The sequence below is a fragment of the Marinobacter sp. genome (assembly GCF_041690615.1).
GTDB lineage: Bacteria > Pseudomonadota > Gammaproteobacteria > Pseudomonadales > Oleiphilaceae > Marinobacter.
The window spans coordinates 75,481-91,210 of record NZ_JAWLGY010000016.1 but is presented as its reverse complement, the minus strand read 5'-3'; the positions used below and the strand labels follow the sequence as shown (position 1 = coordinate 91,210).

Here is a 15,730-nt window from a genome sequence, read left to right as displayed (position 1 = left end):
TTGACATGGCAGAGGTCGGCAGTTCAAATCTGCCTGGTCCTACCAGATTCCAGAAAGCCCCCGCTCCTTACGGACGGGGGCTTTTTCGTCAGGGTTATCTGCGGTTCTCAGACGACTCCCTGATCTGCCGGAGTTGCGCAACCTTCCTTCCCGTTTGACCAATCCCCGGGCACCGGCCACACTTCTTACGCATGCTGATTTAAACGCGATCCGTATTACCCACCCTTATCATCAGGAGGATGTTTAATGGCTCACAAACAGATCCAGAAACCATCACCCCAGGCAGTCGGTATCACAACGCTGGTACTGGGGCTTATCGGACTTGCCGCCGGGATATGGTATTACCGGGAGCACACCGCCACGAGATCGCAACGGCTGAGACGCCAGGCCAACCGCCAGCTTCGCAGAGCAGAAAAGAAACTGCGCCGGTGACGGCCGGGCCCTGGCTTACCAGGCCCCAAAGACGCTGTTCTCTGACTGTTTCAACAGCAGTTACCCGAAGACGCTCCACCTGAATACCTGACCAGCTCATGCCTGAGCCCAACCCGGCTCGGGCTTCCCGCCAGAGGGCCCGGGGGCCTTTGTTCGAAACAGTCAGAAAACAGGGTTTTCGTTTCGAAGAAAGGTCCCCGGGCCCGGTCTGCCAGAATTGCACCCATCGCGAACCTTCAGACATATTGTCTGGAGTTGGTGCAAAACGCCGAAGGCCCGGCAACCCCCTTCCGAAACGAGAACCCTGTTCTCTGACTGTTTCGGAAGGGGGTTGCCGGGCCTCCGGCTATCAGGCTTTTTGCTTGCCTGCTTCTTACATCAGGTTGTGGATGAATACCGCAAGTACGGCGATCGGTGTTATATGACTCAGGAGGTTACCTACACTCCGTAGAACGCCCGATACCAGTCGACGAAACGGCCAAGACCTTCTTCAAGGGAGGTTTCCGGTTTGTAGCCAACGTCGGCAATCAGTGAGTCGACATCCGCGTAAGTCGCCGGAACATCGCCCGGCTGCATGGGCAGGTAGTTCTTTTCGGCGCTCTTGCCGGTCTTTTCCTCGATGATCTCGATAAACCGGGACAGCTCTGCCGGATTATTGCTGCCAATATTGTAAAGACGATACGGACCCTTGCTGCTGGCGGCATCAGGCTGCAGACCACTCCAGTCGGGGTTGGGCTGGGCCACGTGATCCAGGGTTCTCACCACACCTTCGACAATATCGTCAATGTAGGTGAAGTCCCGCTTGTGGTGGCCGAAGTTGAAGACATCGATGGGCTCCCCCGCCAGGATCTTGCGGGTGAAGATAAATGGCGCCATGTCCGGTCGCCCCCAGGGCCCGTACACGGTAAAGAACCGCAGGCCAGTGGTGGGCAACTGGTACAGGTGGCTGTAGGTATGGGCCATCAGTTCGTTGGCTTTCTTGGAGGCCGCATACAGGCTCACCGGGTGGTCCACATTGTCCTGCACCGAGAAGGGCATGGTCTCGTTGGCTCCGTAAACGGAACTGCTGGACGCATAGACAAGGTGCTCTATCCCGTTATGGCGACAGCCTTCAAGGATGTTCATGAACCCCACCAGATTGGAGTCCACATAGGCATTGGGGTTCTCGATGGAATACCGTACACCAGCCTGGGCAGCCATATGGGCCACACGCTGGGGCTGGTGCTGTCGGAACAGCACTGCCATTGCCTCCCGGTCGGCGATATCCTGGCGGATCTCGGTGAAACCCACCTGGTCGCGCAGACCATCAAGCCGGGCTTCCTTCAGCCGGGTATCGTAGTAGTTATTGACGTTGTCGACGCCAATGACTTCGTCGCCCCGCTCAAGCAAGCGGCGAGCGAGGTGGAATCCGATAAAGCCGGCGGTGCCGGTGACAAGAATTTTCAAGGCTCTGACCCTGTTCCCTGATGACTCTATCCGCCAGCGTGCCGTGATCGCCCTTCGGGGTGGTCACAGCCGTCACTGGCTCTCCCTGTTAACCTGCCGGAATCAGAAGCTGAACCCGACACTCGCAAACGGACCACCGATGTCGATATCGAGGCGGTCGTTGCCGTCTTCGTAGTCCACGGCCATTTCCCGATAGCCCGCCCGGAGCTGGAAACCGGCAACCGCGTACTGGCCATAGACATCATAATCGTACACGGAATCGCCGTCGTAGCTGATGACATTGCCGTTAACACCGACAGATACACCGGTCAGGGGCAGGTCAAACCTGGCTGCGGCATAACCCATGGGGATCACCGCGTCCACCTCGGTCTTGCTGGAGGTCAGACCAGCCACATCAACGACTTCCAACTCCGCATCCAGGTCGCGGGCCGTCAGGCCCAGGTCCAGGTTGACCCAGTTGTCCAGTACTTCGTAGTAGAACGTAAGGTCGGTCTGCCGCCAGTCGAGGCTGGAGTCCACCTGCGCGCCGGCGGGAATGTTGTCGTATCCGGAGCTCAGTTCGCCACGGCCCGTCTGGTCAACTGTCACATAGCTCAGACGGACATTGGGCAACAACGGGACCGGATGCTCCAGAAAGGCGCTGAGGTTGGCCTCGGTGTTGTTGCTGAGATCGAGCTCGTTCTCAACGTTAACACGGTCACCACCCTTGGCGGCCTTTCCAGAGAGGTCGGAGTCCCAGTAACCAATGCTGGCGCCGAAGCCCAGCACGTCGGCCTGCGCCGCCGGAACGACCACAATGGCGGAAAGGATTACTGCAGATCGGATCAGTTTCATAAGCGGGTCTCCCCTGCACAGGATGCATTGTACTCGCAGCGTAAAACAATGGGGCCGTCTGGCCCCATTGTAATCACTCGCCGAATTGGATGCCGAGTCGCCGGCCAACCTCTTCGTAGGTCTCGATAACCTCGCCTAGCCCCTGGCGGAAGCGGTCCTTGTCCATCTTCTTGCGGGTTTCCCGGTCCCAGATACGACAGCCATCGGGGCTAAACTCGTCGCCCAGCACAATGCGGCCTTCACTGCGGCCAAATTCAAGTTTGTAGTCCACCAGCAGCATGCCGGCATCGGCAAACAGCGCCTTCAGCACGTCATTGACCTGATAGGTCAGGCGTTTCATTTGCGCCAGCTCGTCGGCGGTGGCCCAGCCAAAGGTCACCGCCAGGGACTCGTTGACCATGGGGTCATGGAGCTCGTCGTTCTTGAGGAAAAGTTCATAGGTAGGTGGGTTCAGATCCTGCCCTTCTTCCACACCCAGACGACGGCACAGGCTTCCGGCGGAGACATTACGCACCACGCACTCCACCGGAATCATCTCCAGCTTCTTGACCAGGGACTCAGTCGGTGACAGTAGCCCCTCGAAGTGGGTGGGTATGCCGGCGGCTTCGAGCTTTTCCATGATGAAAGCATTGAACCGGTTGTTCACCATACCCTTGCGGTTCAGCTGTTCTTTTTTCTGGCCGTCAAAGGCCGAAGTATCATCCCGGAATACCAGGACGAAGCGGTTCGGGTCGTCTGTGGTAAAAACAGACTTTGCCTTGCCCGCGTAGAGTTCGTTGCGTTTTTCCATATCGGTCTCCGGCAGCCGACGTCCATGGGACGGTCGGCTAGCGTCTTCGTTCATGCCAGCTGTGCGCCGGCCATCAATAGAGGTAATCGTAGAGCCGCGTGATCAATGAGCGGGAGTAGTTGCTCCCGTTATAGTCATCGGCACGCTCGGCGGTCACCACGATCGAACCGTCCTCTTCGCTGAGCAGGATACGATTGGTGGCTTCAGGCGCCACTTCATCACCGGCAAACCAGCTGGTCAGCCAGCTACGACGGCGATCCTCTTCCGGACGGCCGTCCACCAGGAAGTACCCGGCAGTCTGGTCAAGGTCCAGCACCGGGATGTTCTCATCTTCCAGAACCCGACGGATCTCGCTCCATACCCTTTCAAAGGGCAGATCGATGGAAATGGCCTGATCGCGTTCGGCAGTGGCTTCCAGCAGGGTCACCCTGGGCTCACTGTCCATGGCGAGCGCGGCCCTGGAATAGGAGCGGCTGTCTTCCCGGGACTGCAGGAAGGACGACAGGTTCTCCAGCAGGTCTTCTTCGAGTCCCTGGTCCATGGATTCATCCTGCCAGGGCAGCAGCCCGTCCGGCGAGCCAGCTACGGAGCGGGGCCGAACCTGAACTTCGGTAGTTTTGCGACGAACACCGGGGGCCAGGCGAACCTGCACCACGATTCTTGGCTCATCGGCACTGGCTTCATCAAGCCCCACCAGGTCACGGGCCCGCCGGCTGAAGTTGACGATCTCGCTCTGCATCAGCCCGAGTTGCGTGCTGTCTTGCGCAACCGCCAGACCGGTTTCGTTCATCCACGCCGCTACGGCAGGCCAGATTCGACCCGGCACGTCATTGACCAGCAGCCAGGACTGGTCGTCCACGGTCTCCACGACATAGTTCTCGTCGAGAATCTCGGCGGTAAGATCCGGTGGCTCCGGCACCTGGTTCGCCAGGGTGCCGGAACCCTCGACAGCGCGAATGGGAAATTCCGCGCGTTGCCTGGGGAGTGGCTGACCGTCGATACCCGTCAGTGCACGGGATTGCTCGGCGGTGGCATAGTCGTCCGAGCGGTCATTGATCAGGCTGCAGCCACTGCCCAGCAGCCCGGCGATGGCAACGGCGAGGAACGCCGCACGGGGACGGAAGTCAATTTTTCTGGAACAATCGGTCATTCAGAGTACGCCTGCCGCCTGTAGAGCTTCTTCAACCTCACCGTGGAACTTCTCGCTGAGGGTTGTCAGGGGCAGACGGATGCCGGTATCGATCTGACCCATACGTTGCAAGGCCCACTTGACCGGAATCGGGTTGGCTTCCAGGAACAGTTTACGGTTCAGCGGTTCAAGGATGCCGTTAAGGCGCTCGGTTTCTTCACGGTTGCCATCGATAGCCGCCTCACACAGCCGGGACATCAGCCTGGGTGCCACGTTGGCGGTTACCGAGACATTGCCCTTGGCCCCGGCCAGCATCAGCTCTGCCGCTGTGGCATCATCACCGGAGTAGACCGCCAGCCTGCCCTCCACGGCCCTGATCAGTTCGGCACCCCGGGGTATATTGCCGGTTGCATCCTTGATACCCACGATATTGGGAATGTCCGCAAGCCGCTCCACCGTCTCATTCAGCATGTCGCAGGCGGTGCGCCCCGGCACGTTATAGAGGATCTGGCTGACACCGGGCACCGACTCGGCAATGGTCCTGAAGTGCTGATACAGGCCCTCCTGGGTGGGCTTGTTGTAGTACGGCACCACCAGCAGGCAGGCATCCGCACCGAGCTTCTCCGCTTCGGAGGTCAGCGCAATGGCCTCATGGGTGGAATTACCGCCGGTGCCGGCAATGACCGGAATCCTGCCCGCTGTCCGTTTGATGATTGCCTCAATCACCCTGAGGTGTTCGTCAGGGGTCAGGGTGGCTGACTCGCCGGTGGTACCAACAGCTACGATGCCATGGGTGCCGTTTTCAAGGTGAAAGTCCACCAGGGCGTCCAGTTGCTCCCAGTGGATGCTGCCATCCGGGTGCATGGGCGTCACCAGAGCGACAAGGCTACCAGTAATCATAAGGACTCCGTGCAGATAAAACGGTTATGGTAATCTTGGGTCTCAACCGACACAAGGGAAACAACGGAGAAGCCATGGCAAAGCCAGAACCTGACCAGATTGTTCATGATTTCGAGGCGCCAGCTACCGGAGATCAGACGGTAAGGCTGTCGGACTTTCGGGGCAGCCACAATGTCGTCATCTACTTCTACCCCAAGGACAACACGCCGGGCTGTACCACGGAAGGCCAGGACTTCCGCGACCTTTACGAGCAGTTCCAGGCCCACGACACGATCATTTTCGGCGTTTCCAGGGACGGGCTCAAGGCCCACGAGAACTTTCGGGCCAAACATGAGTTCCCGTTCCATCTGATCTCTGACAAGGACGAATCGGTCTGCGCCCTGTTTGATGTCATCAAACTGAAAAAACTCTACGGCAAGGAGTACCTGGGAATTGACCGCAGTACCTTCCTCATCGACAAGCAGGGCCGGCTGCGCCGGGAATGGCGCGGCGTAAAGGTGAAGGGACATGCCCGGGAAGTGCTGGACGCGGTGAAAGCCCTGTAACCGTTACGGCCCGGCCGCCTGGTGGCTGACCGGGCCTTTCACGCCCGCCTACTGGTCATGATTGCCCGGCAGTGGCTGCGGATGTACCGGCCAGGCCGCAAATACCGCCTTGACCATGGTCGCCAGGGGTATCGCGAAGAACACACCCCATAGCCCCCAGATCCCGCCGAAGAACAGCACCGCTACGATAATGACGACGGGATGCAGGTTATTCACCTCCGAGAACAGCAACGGCACCAGCACGTTGCCATCCAGCGCCTGGATAATGCCGTAGGCCACCATCACCCAGATAAAGTGTGACCCCCAGCCAAAGGCAAACAGGGAGATCATGGCCACCGGTAAGGTAACCACCGCTGCACCGATGTAGGGGATCACCACGCTCAGTCCCACCAGCAGGGAAAGCAGCGCCGCGTAGGGCACACCGAGGATCCTGAAGGTAATGAAGGTAACCCCGCCAACGATGAGAATCTCCACCGCCTTGCCCCGTACATAGTTGGCACACTGCTGGTTTACCTCATGCCAGATCTGGCTCATCATCGGTCGCTGACTGGGGAGCAGCCGGGCAATAGATCCCAGAATCTGCCGGCGGTCCTTGAGGAAGAAAAACACGAGGATGGGCACCAGCACCAGGTAGATCAGCAGCCCCAGCAGGTCAGGAATACTGCCCAGAGAGAAGGACACGAGCCACTGGGTCAGGTTGCCCACCTCCGCAGCCACCTGATGGTAGAAGTCATTCACGGCTCCAATGGATATCAGATTCGGATACTCTTCAGGCAAAAGCTCAAGATAGCTCCGCATCTCCCTGAAAATACGGGGCGCTTCCGTCGCCAAAGATGCCAACTGCCCCCAGACCAGCGGCATCAGACCAAACAGGAACCCGGCCAGGGTGCCCATGAACACCACGAAGACACCGATAATGGATACCAGTTCAGGAATTCCCAAACGGGTCAGTCGCGTCACCAGGCCCTGCAGGATAAAGGCGATAATGAGCGAGGCGATCACCGGGGCCAGCATGGAGCCGAAGAAAATAACGGCGAGAACACCACCCAGAAGGATCAGGAACAGAATGACTGCTTCGTCATCCGAAAAATACTTGTGGGCTATGCCGCGGAGAATACGAACCATCTTTCTGGACTACTCCTGTTCACCAACACGGATAACGAAGCGATAACGACCACCAGATTCATCACTGGCAACCAGTTCGTGGGACGTATGTGCCAGCCAGGCCGGAATGTCACGGGCTGAGCCGGAATCCGTCGCCAGCACTTCCAGTTGCTGTCCCGGGGACATACTGCCGAGCTGCAACTTGGCTTTCAGCAATGGCATTGGGCATCGCAGCCCGGTAGCATCAAGGGTAATATCAACCATGGGCGTTTCAGAACCTGTCTGACATGGATTTCCGGGCCACCATTATGCCCATGCACCCGGTTACTTGCATTGTTTTATGCGGAGTTTAACGACCAAGGTATGACTTTCCACTGTTCTTTCCAATACCGGCCGGGAGGACGCCTGCTGGCCCTGGCCCTGGCCATGACTCTGGCCATGTTGTTCGCACCCCTTGCGCCAGCGCAGACCCAGCAACGGGACCTGCCTTCCATTGGTGGCCTGGGCGGAGGGCTGCTTTCCGACCGAATGGAAGACGACATCGGCCGCCAGGTAATGAGCTCTATTCGCCGGTCCGCGGGGCAGATCCACGACCCGCTGGTGGCCGAGTACCTGACCTCTGTCGTTTACCGCCTGGTTCCCTACACGCCCCTGAGTAACCGGGAACTGACCATCGTCGTCATCGATGACCCGGCCATCAACGCCTTTGCGGTGCCCGGCAACATCGTCGGTGTTAATGGAGGCCTGTTTCTGCATGCACGCACGGAACAGCAGTTCGGCTCGGTGATGGCCCACGAACTGGCCCACCTGAGCCAGCGCCACTTCGCCCGGCGGCTTGAACAGCAGGAACGCGCCGCTCCCCTTACCGCAGCAGGCATAATCGCGGGCATAGTGCTGACGGCGGTCACCGGCTCTGATGCCGGTATTGCCGCAATTATGGGTACCCAGGCCATGTCTGTGCAAAACATGCTCGCCTACAGCCGCTCCCATGAGCAGGAAGCGGACCGCGTCGGACTGGACATCATGGCCAATGCCGGCCTCGACCCCCGGGGCATGCCCGAAATGTTCGAGGTGATGATGCGCCAGAGCCGGCTGCAGGGCAATCGTCCTCCGGAATACCTCTCAACCCACCCGCTTACCGAGTCCCGGGTGTCCGACACCCGCAGCCGTGCCGAGCAGTATGCGGCAGGAAATGCCGATGACACCCACGAATACCATCTGGTGAGATCCCGCATGCAGGTGCGCTACGCCCGCAATCTGGGCGAAGCCATTGATGCCTTCGAGTCTTACCTGAACCAGCCCGAGGCAGGCCAGAAAGAGGCGGCGCGTTACGGGCTGGCCGTTGCCCTGCTTGCTGACGGCAGCCATGCCCGCGCCCGCGACCTGCTGGAGGACCTGCTGGCCGAGAGCCCCCACCGCATCACCTACCAGGTGACCCTGGCAGAAGCGCTGCAGGCAGAGGGCAAGCTTACTGAGGCGAGAGAGCTGATGGAAAAAGCCCTGCAACGAAACCCCGGCAACTACCCCATCACGGATCGTCTGGCCCACATCGAGAACGAAGCAGGCAATGGCAGCCAGGCTGCGGATTATCTCCGCACCCTGACCCGCAATCACCCCGAGCGGGAAAACCTCTGGTTGCGCCTGGCGGAAGCCGAAGGCATGGCCCGTAACATTGTCGGGGTCCACCGGGCACGGGCGGAATACGATATTCTGATGGGGGACCTGGAAGCCGCCCAACGGCAGTTGCGACAGGCCCAGGAGCGGGTACCGGCCTCCGCGCCGCTGCGCCAGGTGATCTCCGAGAGACTGACCGAGGTAAGCCGCCGGCTCAGTCAGTCTTAACCACTTCAGCGCAGCCGGCCAGGGCATTCACTTCAAAAGGCGTTCGACAGACGGCCTTCAGGCGTTGCCGGCCACCTTCAGGTTCATGTTGGCGGTAAAGTCCAGCATGCGACGTAACGGGCGCAGTGCATCTTCCCGCAGGGTTTCGTCGACGTGGATTTCCTGGTTGCCCTGCTCCAGTACCTGCAACAGGTTTTCCAGCCCGTTCATGGCCATCCAGGGACAATGGGCGCAGCTGCGGCAGGTGGCACCATTGCCGGCAGTCGGCGCCTCGATCAGTGTCTTGTTGGGAGCCAGCTGCTGCATCTTGTAAAAGATGCCGTTGTCTGTGGCCACGATGAAGCGCTCATTCGGCAGCGACTGTACGGCGTGGATCAGTTGCGACGTGGAGCCCACCACATCGGCCATGTCCACCACCGCCGCCGGTGATTCCGGGTGCACCAGCACCGCCGCATCGGGATACAGGTCCTTGAGGTCTTCCAGGCCGCGGTACTTGAATTCCTCGTGCACAATGCAGGAGCCGTCCCACATCAGCATATCAGCACCGGTCGTACGCTGAATGTAGCTGCCAAGGTGCTTGTCAGGGGCCCACAGGATTTTCTCGCCCCGGGCGTCCAGGTCTTCAACAATAGCCTGCGCACAGCTTGAGGTAACTACCCAGTCCGCCCTCGCCTTTACCGCGGCAGACGTATTGGCGTAGACCACTACGGTACGCTCCGGGTGCTGGTCGCAAAACTCAGCGAACTCGTCCGCCGGGCAGCCGATGTCCAGCGAACAGGTGGCCTCCAGGGTGGGCATCAGTACCCGTTTCTCCGGGTTCAGGATCTTGGCGGTTTCGCCCATGAAGCGCACACCGGCAACCACCACTGTCGAAGCGGGATGGCGATTGCCAAACCGGGCCATCTCCAGGGAATCCGCGACACAGCCGCCGGTTTCCTCCGCCAGACGCTGAATCTCCGGATCGGTGTAGTAATGGGCTACGAGTACCGCATCCTGCTCCCTGAGCGCCTCACGGATGCGGGATTCCAGCTCGGCCTTCTCCTCATCACTGAGGGGTTTCGGCTCCGCCTTGTGGGCCAGGTATTCCTGGACCAGGATACGATCTTCGAATCGAGTCATGGTTGTGTCTCTGTTGCTACGCCTGATGGGCCAGTATACCACCCTTGCAAGGATGTCACCCTCCTGCCACGGAGGTGCAATGTACTTCGCGGATAATCGGAAAGTTACCAGTACCTGTAATGTTCCATGCGGTTTTACGGGCAAAAAAAAAGAGCCCGAAGGCTCTTTTTTTACGGCAGATGGATGATCCGGATCAACCTGCCTTATTGGTGGGTCGTGAAGGATTCGAACCTTCGACCAATTGGTTAAAAGCCAACTGCTCTACCAACTGAGCTAACGACCCATAACCGGGTAAAACCAGCCGGCGTTCCGTGCCAACCTTGATGTTTGGTGGGTCGTGAAGGATTCGAACCTTCGACCAATTGGTTAAAAGCCAACTGCTCTACCAACTGAGCTAACGACCCAAACGAGGCGCATATAGTACGGATTTTTTTGGGGTGATCAACCCTTTTTAGCTCGCCCCAAGGTATTTTTTTGCCAGTCCGGCCGCCTGGCTGGTGCCATACTGATCAACCACACGTTTCATGTAGCGCTCAGCCTGATCCTTCTCACCCATCCGGTCGTGGACCATGCCGAGTTTGTACAGTGCATCCGGTGCCTTGCGGTGATCCTGGTAGCGGGTGGCAACGATGGTAAAGGCCTGCTTGGCCTGCTCCAGCTGCGGTTTCACCAGGTAGACTTCACCCAGCCAGTAATAGGCGTTAACCGTCAGGTCACCGTCCGGGTACTCCGATACGAAGTCGTACAGTTCACCGATGGCCTGGTCGTAGGCTTTCTCTTCCTGGATCAGTTTCTGGATACGGTTGTAGGCCTGACGCTCTTCTTCCGTAGGCTGGCGGTACTCCCGGCTGACCGTCTGGGGGCGCTGGCGCTCCCCGTCCGGGGAAGCCCCGCTGTCACCATCCCCGGAAGCCCCGCCAGAGCTTGCGGACGACTGCTCCTTACGTTCCGACAGTTCCATCAGACGCTGGTCGAGGTCAATGTAGCGTTCCCGGGATTGCCTGGTCAGCCGGTCCAGCTCGTTTCGCTGTTCCTCGAGTTCCCCCCGGAGGCTGCGCACCTCGTCCTGAAGACGCTCGATCATAAACAACAACTCGGAGTTGGCCTGATTGCCGGCAGACTGGCGCCGGGCTTCGGACTGGTTGTTCTGGTAGGCGGGTGTGGAGGACTGGGCCAGGACACCGGTGGAAACCGCCAGTGCCACCGCAGCCACGAGGAGCTTTCTCATGGGTACACCTGTCATTGCTGTCGGACGGTACCGCACCCGGCGGATCTGTTACCGACCGGGTGCGGTACACAGGTACCGATATTAACGGAAGATCAGTTCCACACGACGGTTTTGCGCCCAGGCGCTCTCGTTGGAACCCATGGCCGCCGGCTTTTCTTCGCCGTAGCTGACCGTTTCAATCTGGCCACGGTCGGCGCCATTAACAACCAGGAAGCGCTGAACCGCATTGGCACGACGCTCGCCCAGCGCCATGTTGTACTCCTTGGTGCCTCGCTCGTCGGTATGGCCTTCAAGGCGCACATTCACATCCGGGTTGTCGGACAGGTAGCGGGCGTGGGCGGCCAGCACATCACGGGACTCCGCCTTGATTTCGGCGGTATCGAAATCAAAGTAGAACGTGGTGACACGACGCAGGGAGGCGTCCTCGCCGGAACCGCTGCGAGCCTCTGCCTCACGACGCTCGCGCTCGCTCAGCTCATCAGAGGAGATACCGCCGTCATCATCACCACCGTACACGGATGCGCCACCTTCCTGGTCAACAGTCGACATTTCATCGTCGGTCATGGGCTCCTCACCGGTGGTGCTACAACCAGCCACCAGGCCCAGCGAGAGAACCAGGGCAAATGCAGTCTTCTTCATCATGATGCTCATAGAATGTCCTTCTGGTTTGGTTTTCATTTCCTGTTTTATCGAGCCGCCGGACCGCTCCCCTATCGGAGGATGGGCGACCAGGCCGGCTCACGTACATCGCCCCGGGCCGCCGGCAAGGTATAGGCGGCACCGCCATCGGCAGAGATGACGGTCAGCACGCTGTCGTCACCCTGGCGGGTGGCGTATATCAGCATGCGGCCATTGGGCGCGATACTTGGCGATTCGTCCATACCGGTGCGGGTCAGCACCTGCTCATTGCCGGAGTCCAGCTCCATTCTGGCAATATGGAACGCCCCATCTCGCTGGTGAACATAGTAGATGTACTCCCCATCCGGGCTGAAACGGGCCCCGGCGTTGTAGCGCCCCCCAAAGGTGACCCTGCGGGGAGAGGCATTTTCGCTCTCCTTGATGTAGATCTGCGGCCCGCCGGAGCGATCCGAGGTGAAGGCAAAGCCATTACCATCGGGATGCCAGACGCCTTCGGTATCGATGCCCCAGTGATCCGTCAGCCGGGTCAGGGAGCGGGATTCCACGTCCAGTTTATAGATCTCGGCGTTACCGGAACGGGACAGGGTAACCAGCAGTGAGCGACCATCCGGCGACCAGTCGGGCGCCGAGTTCAGACCCGGAAATGAGGCCACGGCGGTACGTTTGCCACTGGCAAGCTCGTGGACGAATATCTGGGGTTTTCCGCTTTCGAAAGACACATAGGCCAGGCGTTTGCCGTCCGGCGACCAGGATGGAGACAGAATGGGTTCACGGCTCTCCAGACGCACACTGGCCCGGCGGCCATCCACATCGCTGATCTGCAATCGGTAGCGGGGCTTGCCCTCATTCTCATCCAGGGTGACGTAGGCCAGCCTGGTGGAAAATACCCCCGGTTCCCCTGTCAGGGCTTCGTAGACCTTGTCACTGATATGATGTGCGAGCGTCCGTATGTTATTCACCGAGGTACTGGAAGACTCACCCAGCAGACGGCGTTCCCCATTAACGTCAAAGAGTTCATAGCGGGCCCGGACCCGATCTCCTTCGCGGGTGACATTGCCGACCAGCAGGTAACGCTGGCCAAGCATTCGCCAGTCCCGGAAGAACACGTCATCGCCGTTGGTGGGAAGGCTCAGCATACGCTCTGCCGACAGCGGGTTGAACTCGCCGGTCATCTCCAGGTTGCTGCGGATAATCGTGCTGATATTGTCTCCGCCTGGCAGGTCGCCGGACTGACCGAATGGCACCACCGCGACCGGCACAGCCTCGCCAGCGCCCTTGGTCACCCGGATCATCAGTTCAGCATGGGCCGTGGACGCCAACGCTGCCAGCATCATCAGCGCCGCCGGTATGGCAATCACCTTGCGCCATGAAAACGGCGCCTGTCCGATTTGTCTCATTCTGGCCTCACCATCCTGTCTGCGTTTCCATTTCCGGTGGTCTGCATATCAGCGCCCTCACACCTCCGGCTCAAAACGGATTGTAAATTGTCTGAAATAGCGATCGAAGGTGTCCCGGCTATCCGGGATCGGGTACCGGTTGATTGCCCGGGCCGCGCTGACGGCCGAGTTATCGAAAGCCCGGTTGCCGCTACTTTCGACGACCTCAACCGACTGAAGTTCACCACTGGGCAAAAGCGTCAGCCGCAGAACCACACTCATACCCTCCCGGGCAGAGGACGGTGGGTACCAGGCGCCGTGCAACGCGTCCCTGATCAGCGACTCATACCGGGATTTTTCGTTAAGCATCTGGGTTTCCCGGGCCCGTGCGGCGGCCGCCTCCTCGCGACGACGCTCCTCTGCCACCCTGGCCTCTTCGGCTTCCCGGGCCATCTGCTCAAGTTGCTGTTCCCGCTGCTGCCTTGCCTCTTCCTGGCGTTGACGTTCAGCCTCTTCCTGCTTACGACGCTCTTCCTCCTGGCGCTGGCGCTCGGCTTCCTGTCGGCGGCGCTCCTCCTCTTCCTTGCGTTGCTGCTCCTGGCGCTTGCGCTCTTCCTCGGCGCGCTGCTCCGCCTCCTCCCTGGCCTTGCGCTCTTCCTCTGCACGGCGTTCGGCTTCCTCCTGGGCCTTGCGCTCTTCCTCCGCCTTCTGCCGGGCCTGCTCTTCAGCCTCGGCCCGGGCTTTCTCCCGAGCCGCCTCTTCGGCCTCACGGGCCTTGCGCTCACGCTCCCGGGCCGCCGCCTCCTCCTGGCGCTGCTGTTCCTGGCGCTCCTGCTCACGCTGGCGAGCCTCTTCCTGCTCCCGCTGGCGTTCCTGCTCCTGCTCGAGCCGCCGCTGCTCCGCTTTCTCCTCCTGCTCCTCGGCCGGATCGGGCTGTTCCGGTTCCGGCTCGGGTTGGGGCGGCGGTGAGGTGGTTTCAGTTGGTGGCACGGTTTCCGGGGACACCAGGCGCGCAGAAATGCTCGGTTCCGGTGGCTCTTCCATAGGCGTTATCCAGTGCCAGCTCACCAGGGTGATCGCCACAATCACGCCGTGCAGCAGCAAAGACAGGATGACCGGCGATGTCCACGCCGGACGGCTTTCCTTACGGTCTTCGCGTCGTGGATCCGTCACTGATTAACCACCTGTCCTGTCAGTCTCTTCCGCTTCAGTTATCAGGCCAACATTGGTAGCGCCGGCCTGCTGCAGCACGGACATCAACCGAACAACGGTTCCGTACTGGACGTTCTGATCACCCCGCACCAGCACTTCCCGGTTGCTGCGGCCGGCCATGATCTTGCTAACCTGCTCCCTGACCCGCTCCAGGGGCATGGGGTCACTCCCCTCATCCCCCACCTGCAGGAAATAGGCGCCATTGGCATCCACGGACACCACCACTGACTCGGTTTCCTTCTCCGCCTGGATCGGATCCGACGTGGTTTCCGGCAGGTCCACCTTGACGCCCTGGGTCAGCATGGGTGCGGTAACCATAAAGATCACCAGCAACACCAGCATGACGTCAATGTAAGGCACCACGTTGATCTCCGACATGGGTTTGCGGCGCACTGACTGCATCATTCCGCCTTTCATGTCATACCCTCCTGTCAACCGGGCCTTCAGCCCTGGGTGCCGCCGTCGCCGTGAACGCGACGATGAAGAATGCTTGAGAATTCTTCGGCAAAGGTCTCATAGTTTTTCAGCAGGGCATCCGACATGGCCGAGAAACGGTTGTAGGCAATAACGGCCGGAATTGCGGCGAACAGACCCATGGCCGTGGCGATCAGCGCCTCGGAAATACCCGGCGCCACCGTGGCCAGCGTGGCCTGCTGTACCGTGGCCAGACCCCGGAACGAGTTCATGATGCCCCATACGGTACCGAACAGACCGACATAGGGGCTGGTGGAGCCCACAGTAGCGAGAAACGGCAGATGGGTCTCAAGGCGCTCCTGCTCGCGAGAGAATGCGACTCGCATGGCACGCTGGGCCCCTTCCATGACTGCGTCCGCATCCCGGCTTTGCTGACGCAGCCGGGAGAATTCCCGGAAACCGGCCCGGAACACCGACTCCATGCCCGAGTATGGCGTCGGGTTGGCGTTCACCTCCCGGTAAAGCTGTCCCAGGTCCATGCCCGACCAGAACTGCTCCTCGAAAGCCAGCTGGGAGCGCTTGGCCTTGCGGAACACCTGGACCCGCTGGAAAATCAGCGCCCAGGAAACTACTGATGCCAACGCCAGCAACAGCATAACCAGCTGTACCAGCGGGCCCGCCTGGGCAATGAGGTGCCATACAGAGAGTTCTGAATCCACC

At 59.9% G+C, this 15,730-nt stretch carries 17 protein-coding genes and 2 tRNA genes; 3 read left to right on the top strand and 16 right to left on the bottom strand.

Annotated features, from left to right (window positions below; genetic code table 11):
* Positions 1–246: 246 nt before the first annotated feature.
* On the top strand, positions 247–432 hold the full coding sequence (locus ACESMZ_RS12465; protein WP_372957153.1) for a hypothetical protein: 186 nt from the start codon (positions 247–249) through the stop codon (positions 430–432).
* A 438-nt stretch (positions 433–870) separates the two neighbouring features.
* Here the strand turns inward: ACESMZ_RS12465 and ACESMZ_RS12460 are convergent, their stop codons facing one another.
* The 5 genes from ACESMZ_RS12460 to dapA form a co-directional block, all read right to left on the bottom strand.
* A complete protein-coding gene (locus ACESMZ_RS12460; protein WP_372957152.1) occupies positions 871–1,878 on the bottom strand; it encodes an NAD-dependent epimerase in 1,008 nt (335 codons plus the stop codon).
* Between the two features lie 102 nt (positions 1,879–1,980).
* Entirely contained in the window at positions 1,981–2,712 is a 732-nt protein-coding gene (locus tag ACESMZ_RS12455) for a TIGR04219 family outer membrane beta-barrel protein (RefSeq protein WP_372972688.1), read from the bottom strand.
* Between the two features lie 73 nt (positions 2,713–2,785).
* Complete coding sequence (gene purC / locus ACESMZ_RS12450) at positions 2,786–3,502, bottom strand: phosphoribosylaminoimidazolesuccinocarboxamide synthase (protein WP_372957150.1); 717 nt, start codon at positions 3,500–3,502, stop codon at positions 2,786–2,788.
* Between the two features lie 73 nt (positions 3,503–3,575).
* On the bottom strand, positions 3,576–4,652 hold the full coding sequence (bamC, locus tag ACESMZ_RS12445; RefSeq protein WP_372957149.1) for an outer membrane protein assembly factor BamC: 1,077 nt from the start codon (positions 4,650–4,652) through the stop codon (positions 3,576–3,578).
* On the bottom strand, positions 4,653–5,531 hold the full coding sequence (gene dapA / locus ACESMZ_RS12440) for a 4-hydroxy-tetrahydrodipicolinate synthase (protein ID WP_372957148.1): 879 nt from the start codon (positions 5,529–5,531) through the stop codon (positions 4,653–4,655).
* Positions 5,532–5,605: 74 nt separating this feature from the next.
* On the opposite strand from dapA, the gene ACESMZ_RS12435 reads away from it, so the two are divergent.
* Positions 5,606–6,076, top strand: a complete 471-nt coding sequence (locus ACESMZ_RS12435) for a peroxiredoxin (RefSeq protein ID WP_372957147.1) — start codon at positions 5,606–5,608, stop codon at positions 6,074–6,076.
* A gap of 48 nt (positions 6,077–6,124) precedes the next feature.
* Here the strand turns inward: ACESMZ_RS12435 and ACESMZ_RS12430 are convergent, their stop codons facing one another.
* Together ACESMZ_RS12430 and ACESMZ_RS12425 are read right to left on the bottom strand one after the other, a co-directional pair.
* The gene (locus ACESMZ_RS12430; protein WP_372957146.1) at positions 6,125–7,201 is read right to left on the bottom strand and encodes an AI-2E family transporter; all 1,077 of its coding nucleotides are present in this window, start codon (positions 7,199–7,201) and stop codon (positions 6,125–6,127) included.
* A gap of 9 nt (positions 7,202–7,210) precedes the next feature.
* Positions 7,211–7,444 carry a sulfurtransferase TusA family protein gene (locus tag ACESMZ_RS12425; protein WP_372957145.1) on the bottom strand — a complete coding sequence of 78 codons (234 nt, stop codon included), beginning with the start codon at positions 7,442–7,444 and terminating at the stop codon, positions 7,211–7,213.
* 99 nt (positions 7,445–7,543) lie between these two features.
* On the opposite strand from ACESMZ_RS12425, the gene ACESMZ_RS12420 reads away from it, so the two are divergent.
* Positions 7,544–9,022, top strand: coding sequence for a M48 family metalloprotease (locus ACESMZ_RS12420; RefSeq protein WP_372957144.1), 1,479 nt, complete (start codon positions 7,544–7,546; stop codon positions 9,020–9,022).
* 57 nt (positions 9,023–9,079) lie between these two features.
* Here the strand turns inward: ACESMZ_RS12420 and nadA are convergent, their stop codons facing one another.
* The 9 genes from nadA to tolQ all read right to left on the bottom strand — a co-directional run bounded on the left by nadA (position 9,080) and on the right by tolQ (position 15,729).
* Positions 9,080–10,141 (bottom strand): quinolinate synthase NadA, encoded by a 1,062-nt coding sequence (gene nadA, locus ACESMZ_RS12415; protein ID WP_372957143.1) that lies wholly within the window; start codon positions 10,139–10,141, stop codon positions 9,080–9,082.
* Between the two features lie 207 nt (positions 10,142–10,348).
* A tRNA-Lys gene (locus ACESMZ_RS12410) sits at positions 10,349–10,424 on the bottom strand.
* 45 nt (positions 10,425–10,469) lie between these two features.
* A tRNA-Lys gene (locus ACESMZ_RS12405) sits at positions 10,470–10,545 on the bottom strand.
* Positions 10,546–10,592: 47 nt separating this feature from the next.
* A complete protein-coding gene (gene ybgF / locus ACESMZ_RS12400; RefSeq protein WP_372957142.1) occupies positions 10,593–11,369 on the bottom strand; it encodes a tol-pal system protein YbgF in 777 nt (258 codons plus the stop codon).
* 81 nt (positions 11,370–11,450) lie between these two features.
* Positions 11,451–12,020 (bottom strand): peptidoglycan-associated lipoprotein Pal, encoded by a 570-nt coding sequence (gene pal / locus ACESMZ_RS12395; RefSeq protein WP_372957141.1) that lies wholly within the window; start codon positions 12,018–12,020, stop codon positions 11,451–11,453.
* Between the two features lie 59 nt (positions 12,021–12,079).
* Positions 12,080–13,342, bottom strand: coding sequence for a Tol-Pal system beta propeller repeat protein TolB (gene tolB / locus ACESMZ_RS12390; protein ID WP_372957174.1), 1,263 nt, complete (start codon positions 13,340–13,342; stop codon positions 12,080–12,082).
* Between the two features lie 120 nt (positions 13,343–13,462).
* Positions 13,463–14,557, bottom strand: coding sequence for a cell envelope integrity protein TolA (gene tolA / locus ACESMZ_RS12385; RefSeq protein ID WP_372957140.1), 1,095 nt, complete (start codon positions 14,555–14,557; stop codon positions 13,463–13,465).
* A gap of 3 nt (positions 14,558–14,560) precedes the next feature.
* Positions 14,561–15,013 carry a protein TolR gene (tolR, locus tag ACESMZ_RS12380; RefSeq protein WP_372957139.1) on the bottom strand — a complete coding sequence of 151 codons (453 nt, stop codon included), beginning with the start codon at positions 15,011–15,013 and terminating at the stop codon, positions 14,561–14,563.
* Positions 15,014–15,039: 26 nt separating this feature from the next.
* Positions 15,040–15,729 (bottom strand): protein TolQ, encoded by a 690-nt coding sequence (gene tolQ, locus ACESMZ_RS12375; RefSeq protein WP_372957138.1) that lies wholly within the window; start codon positions 15,727–15,729, stop codon positions 15,040–15,042.
* Position 15,730: the final 1 nt, after the last annotated feature.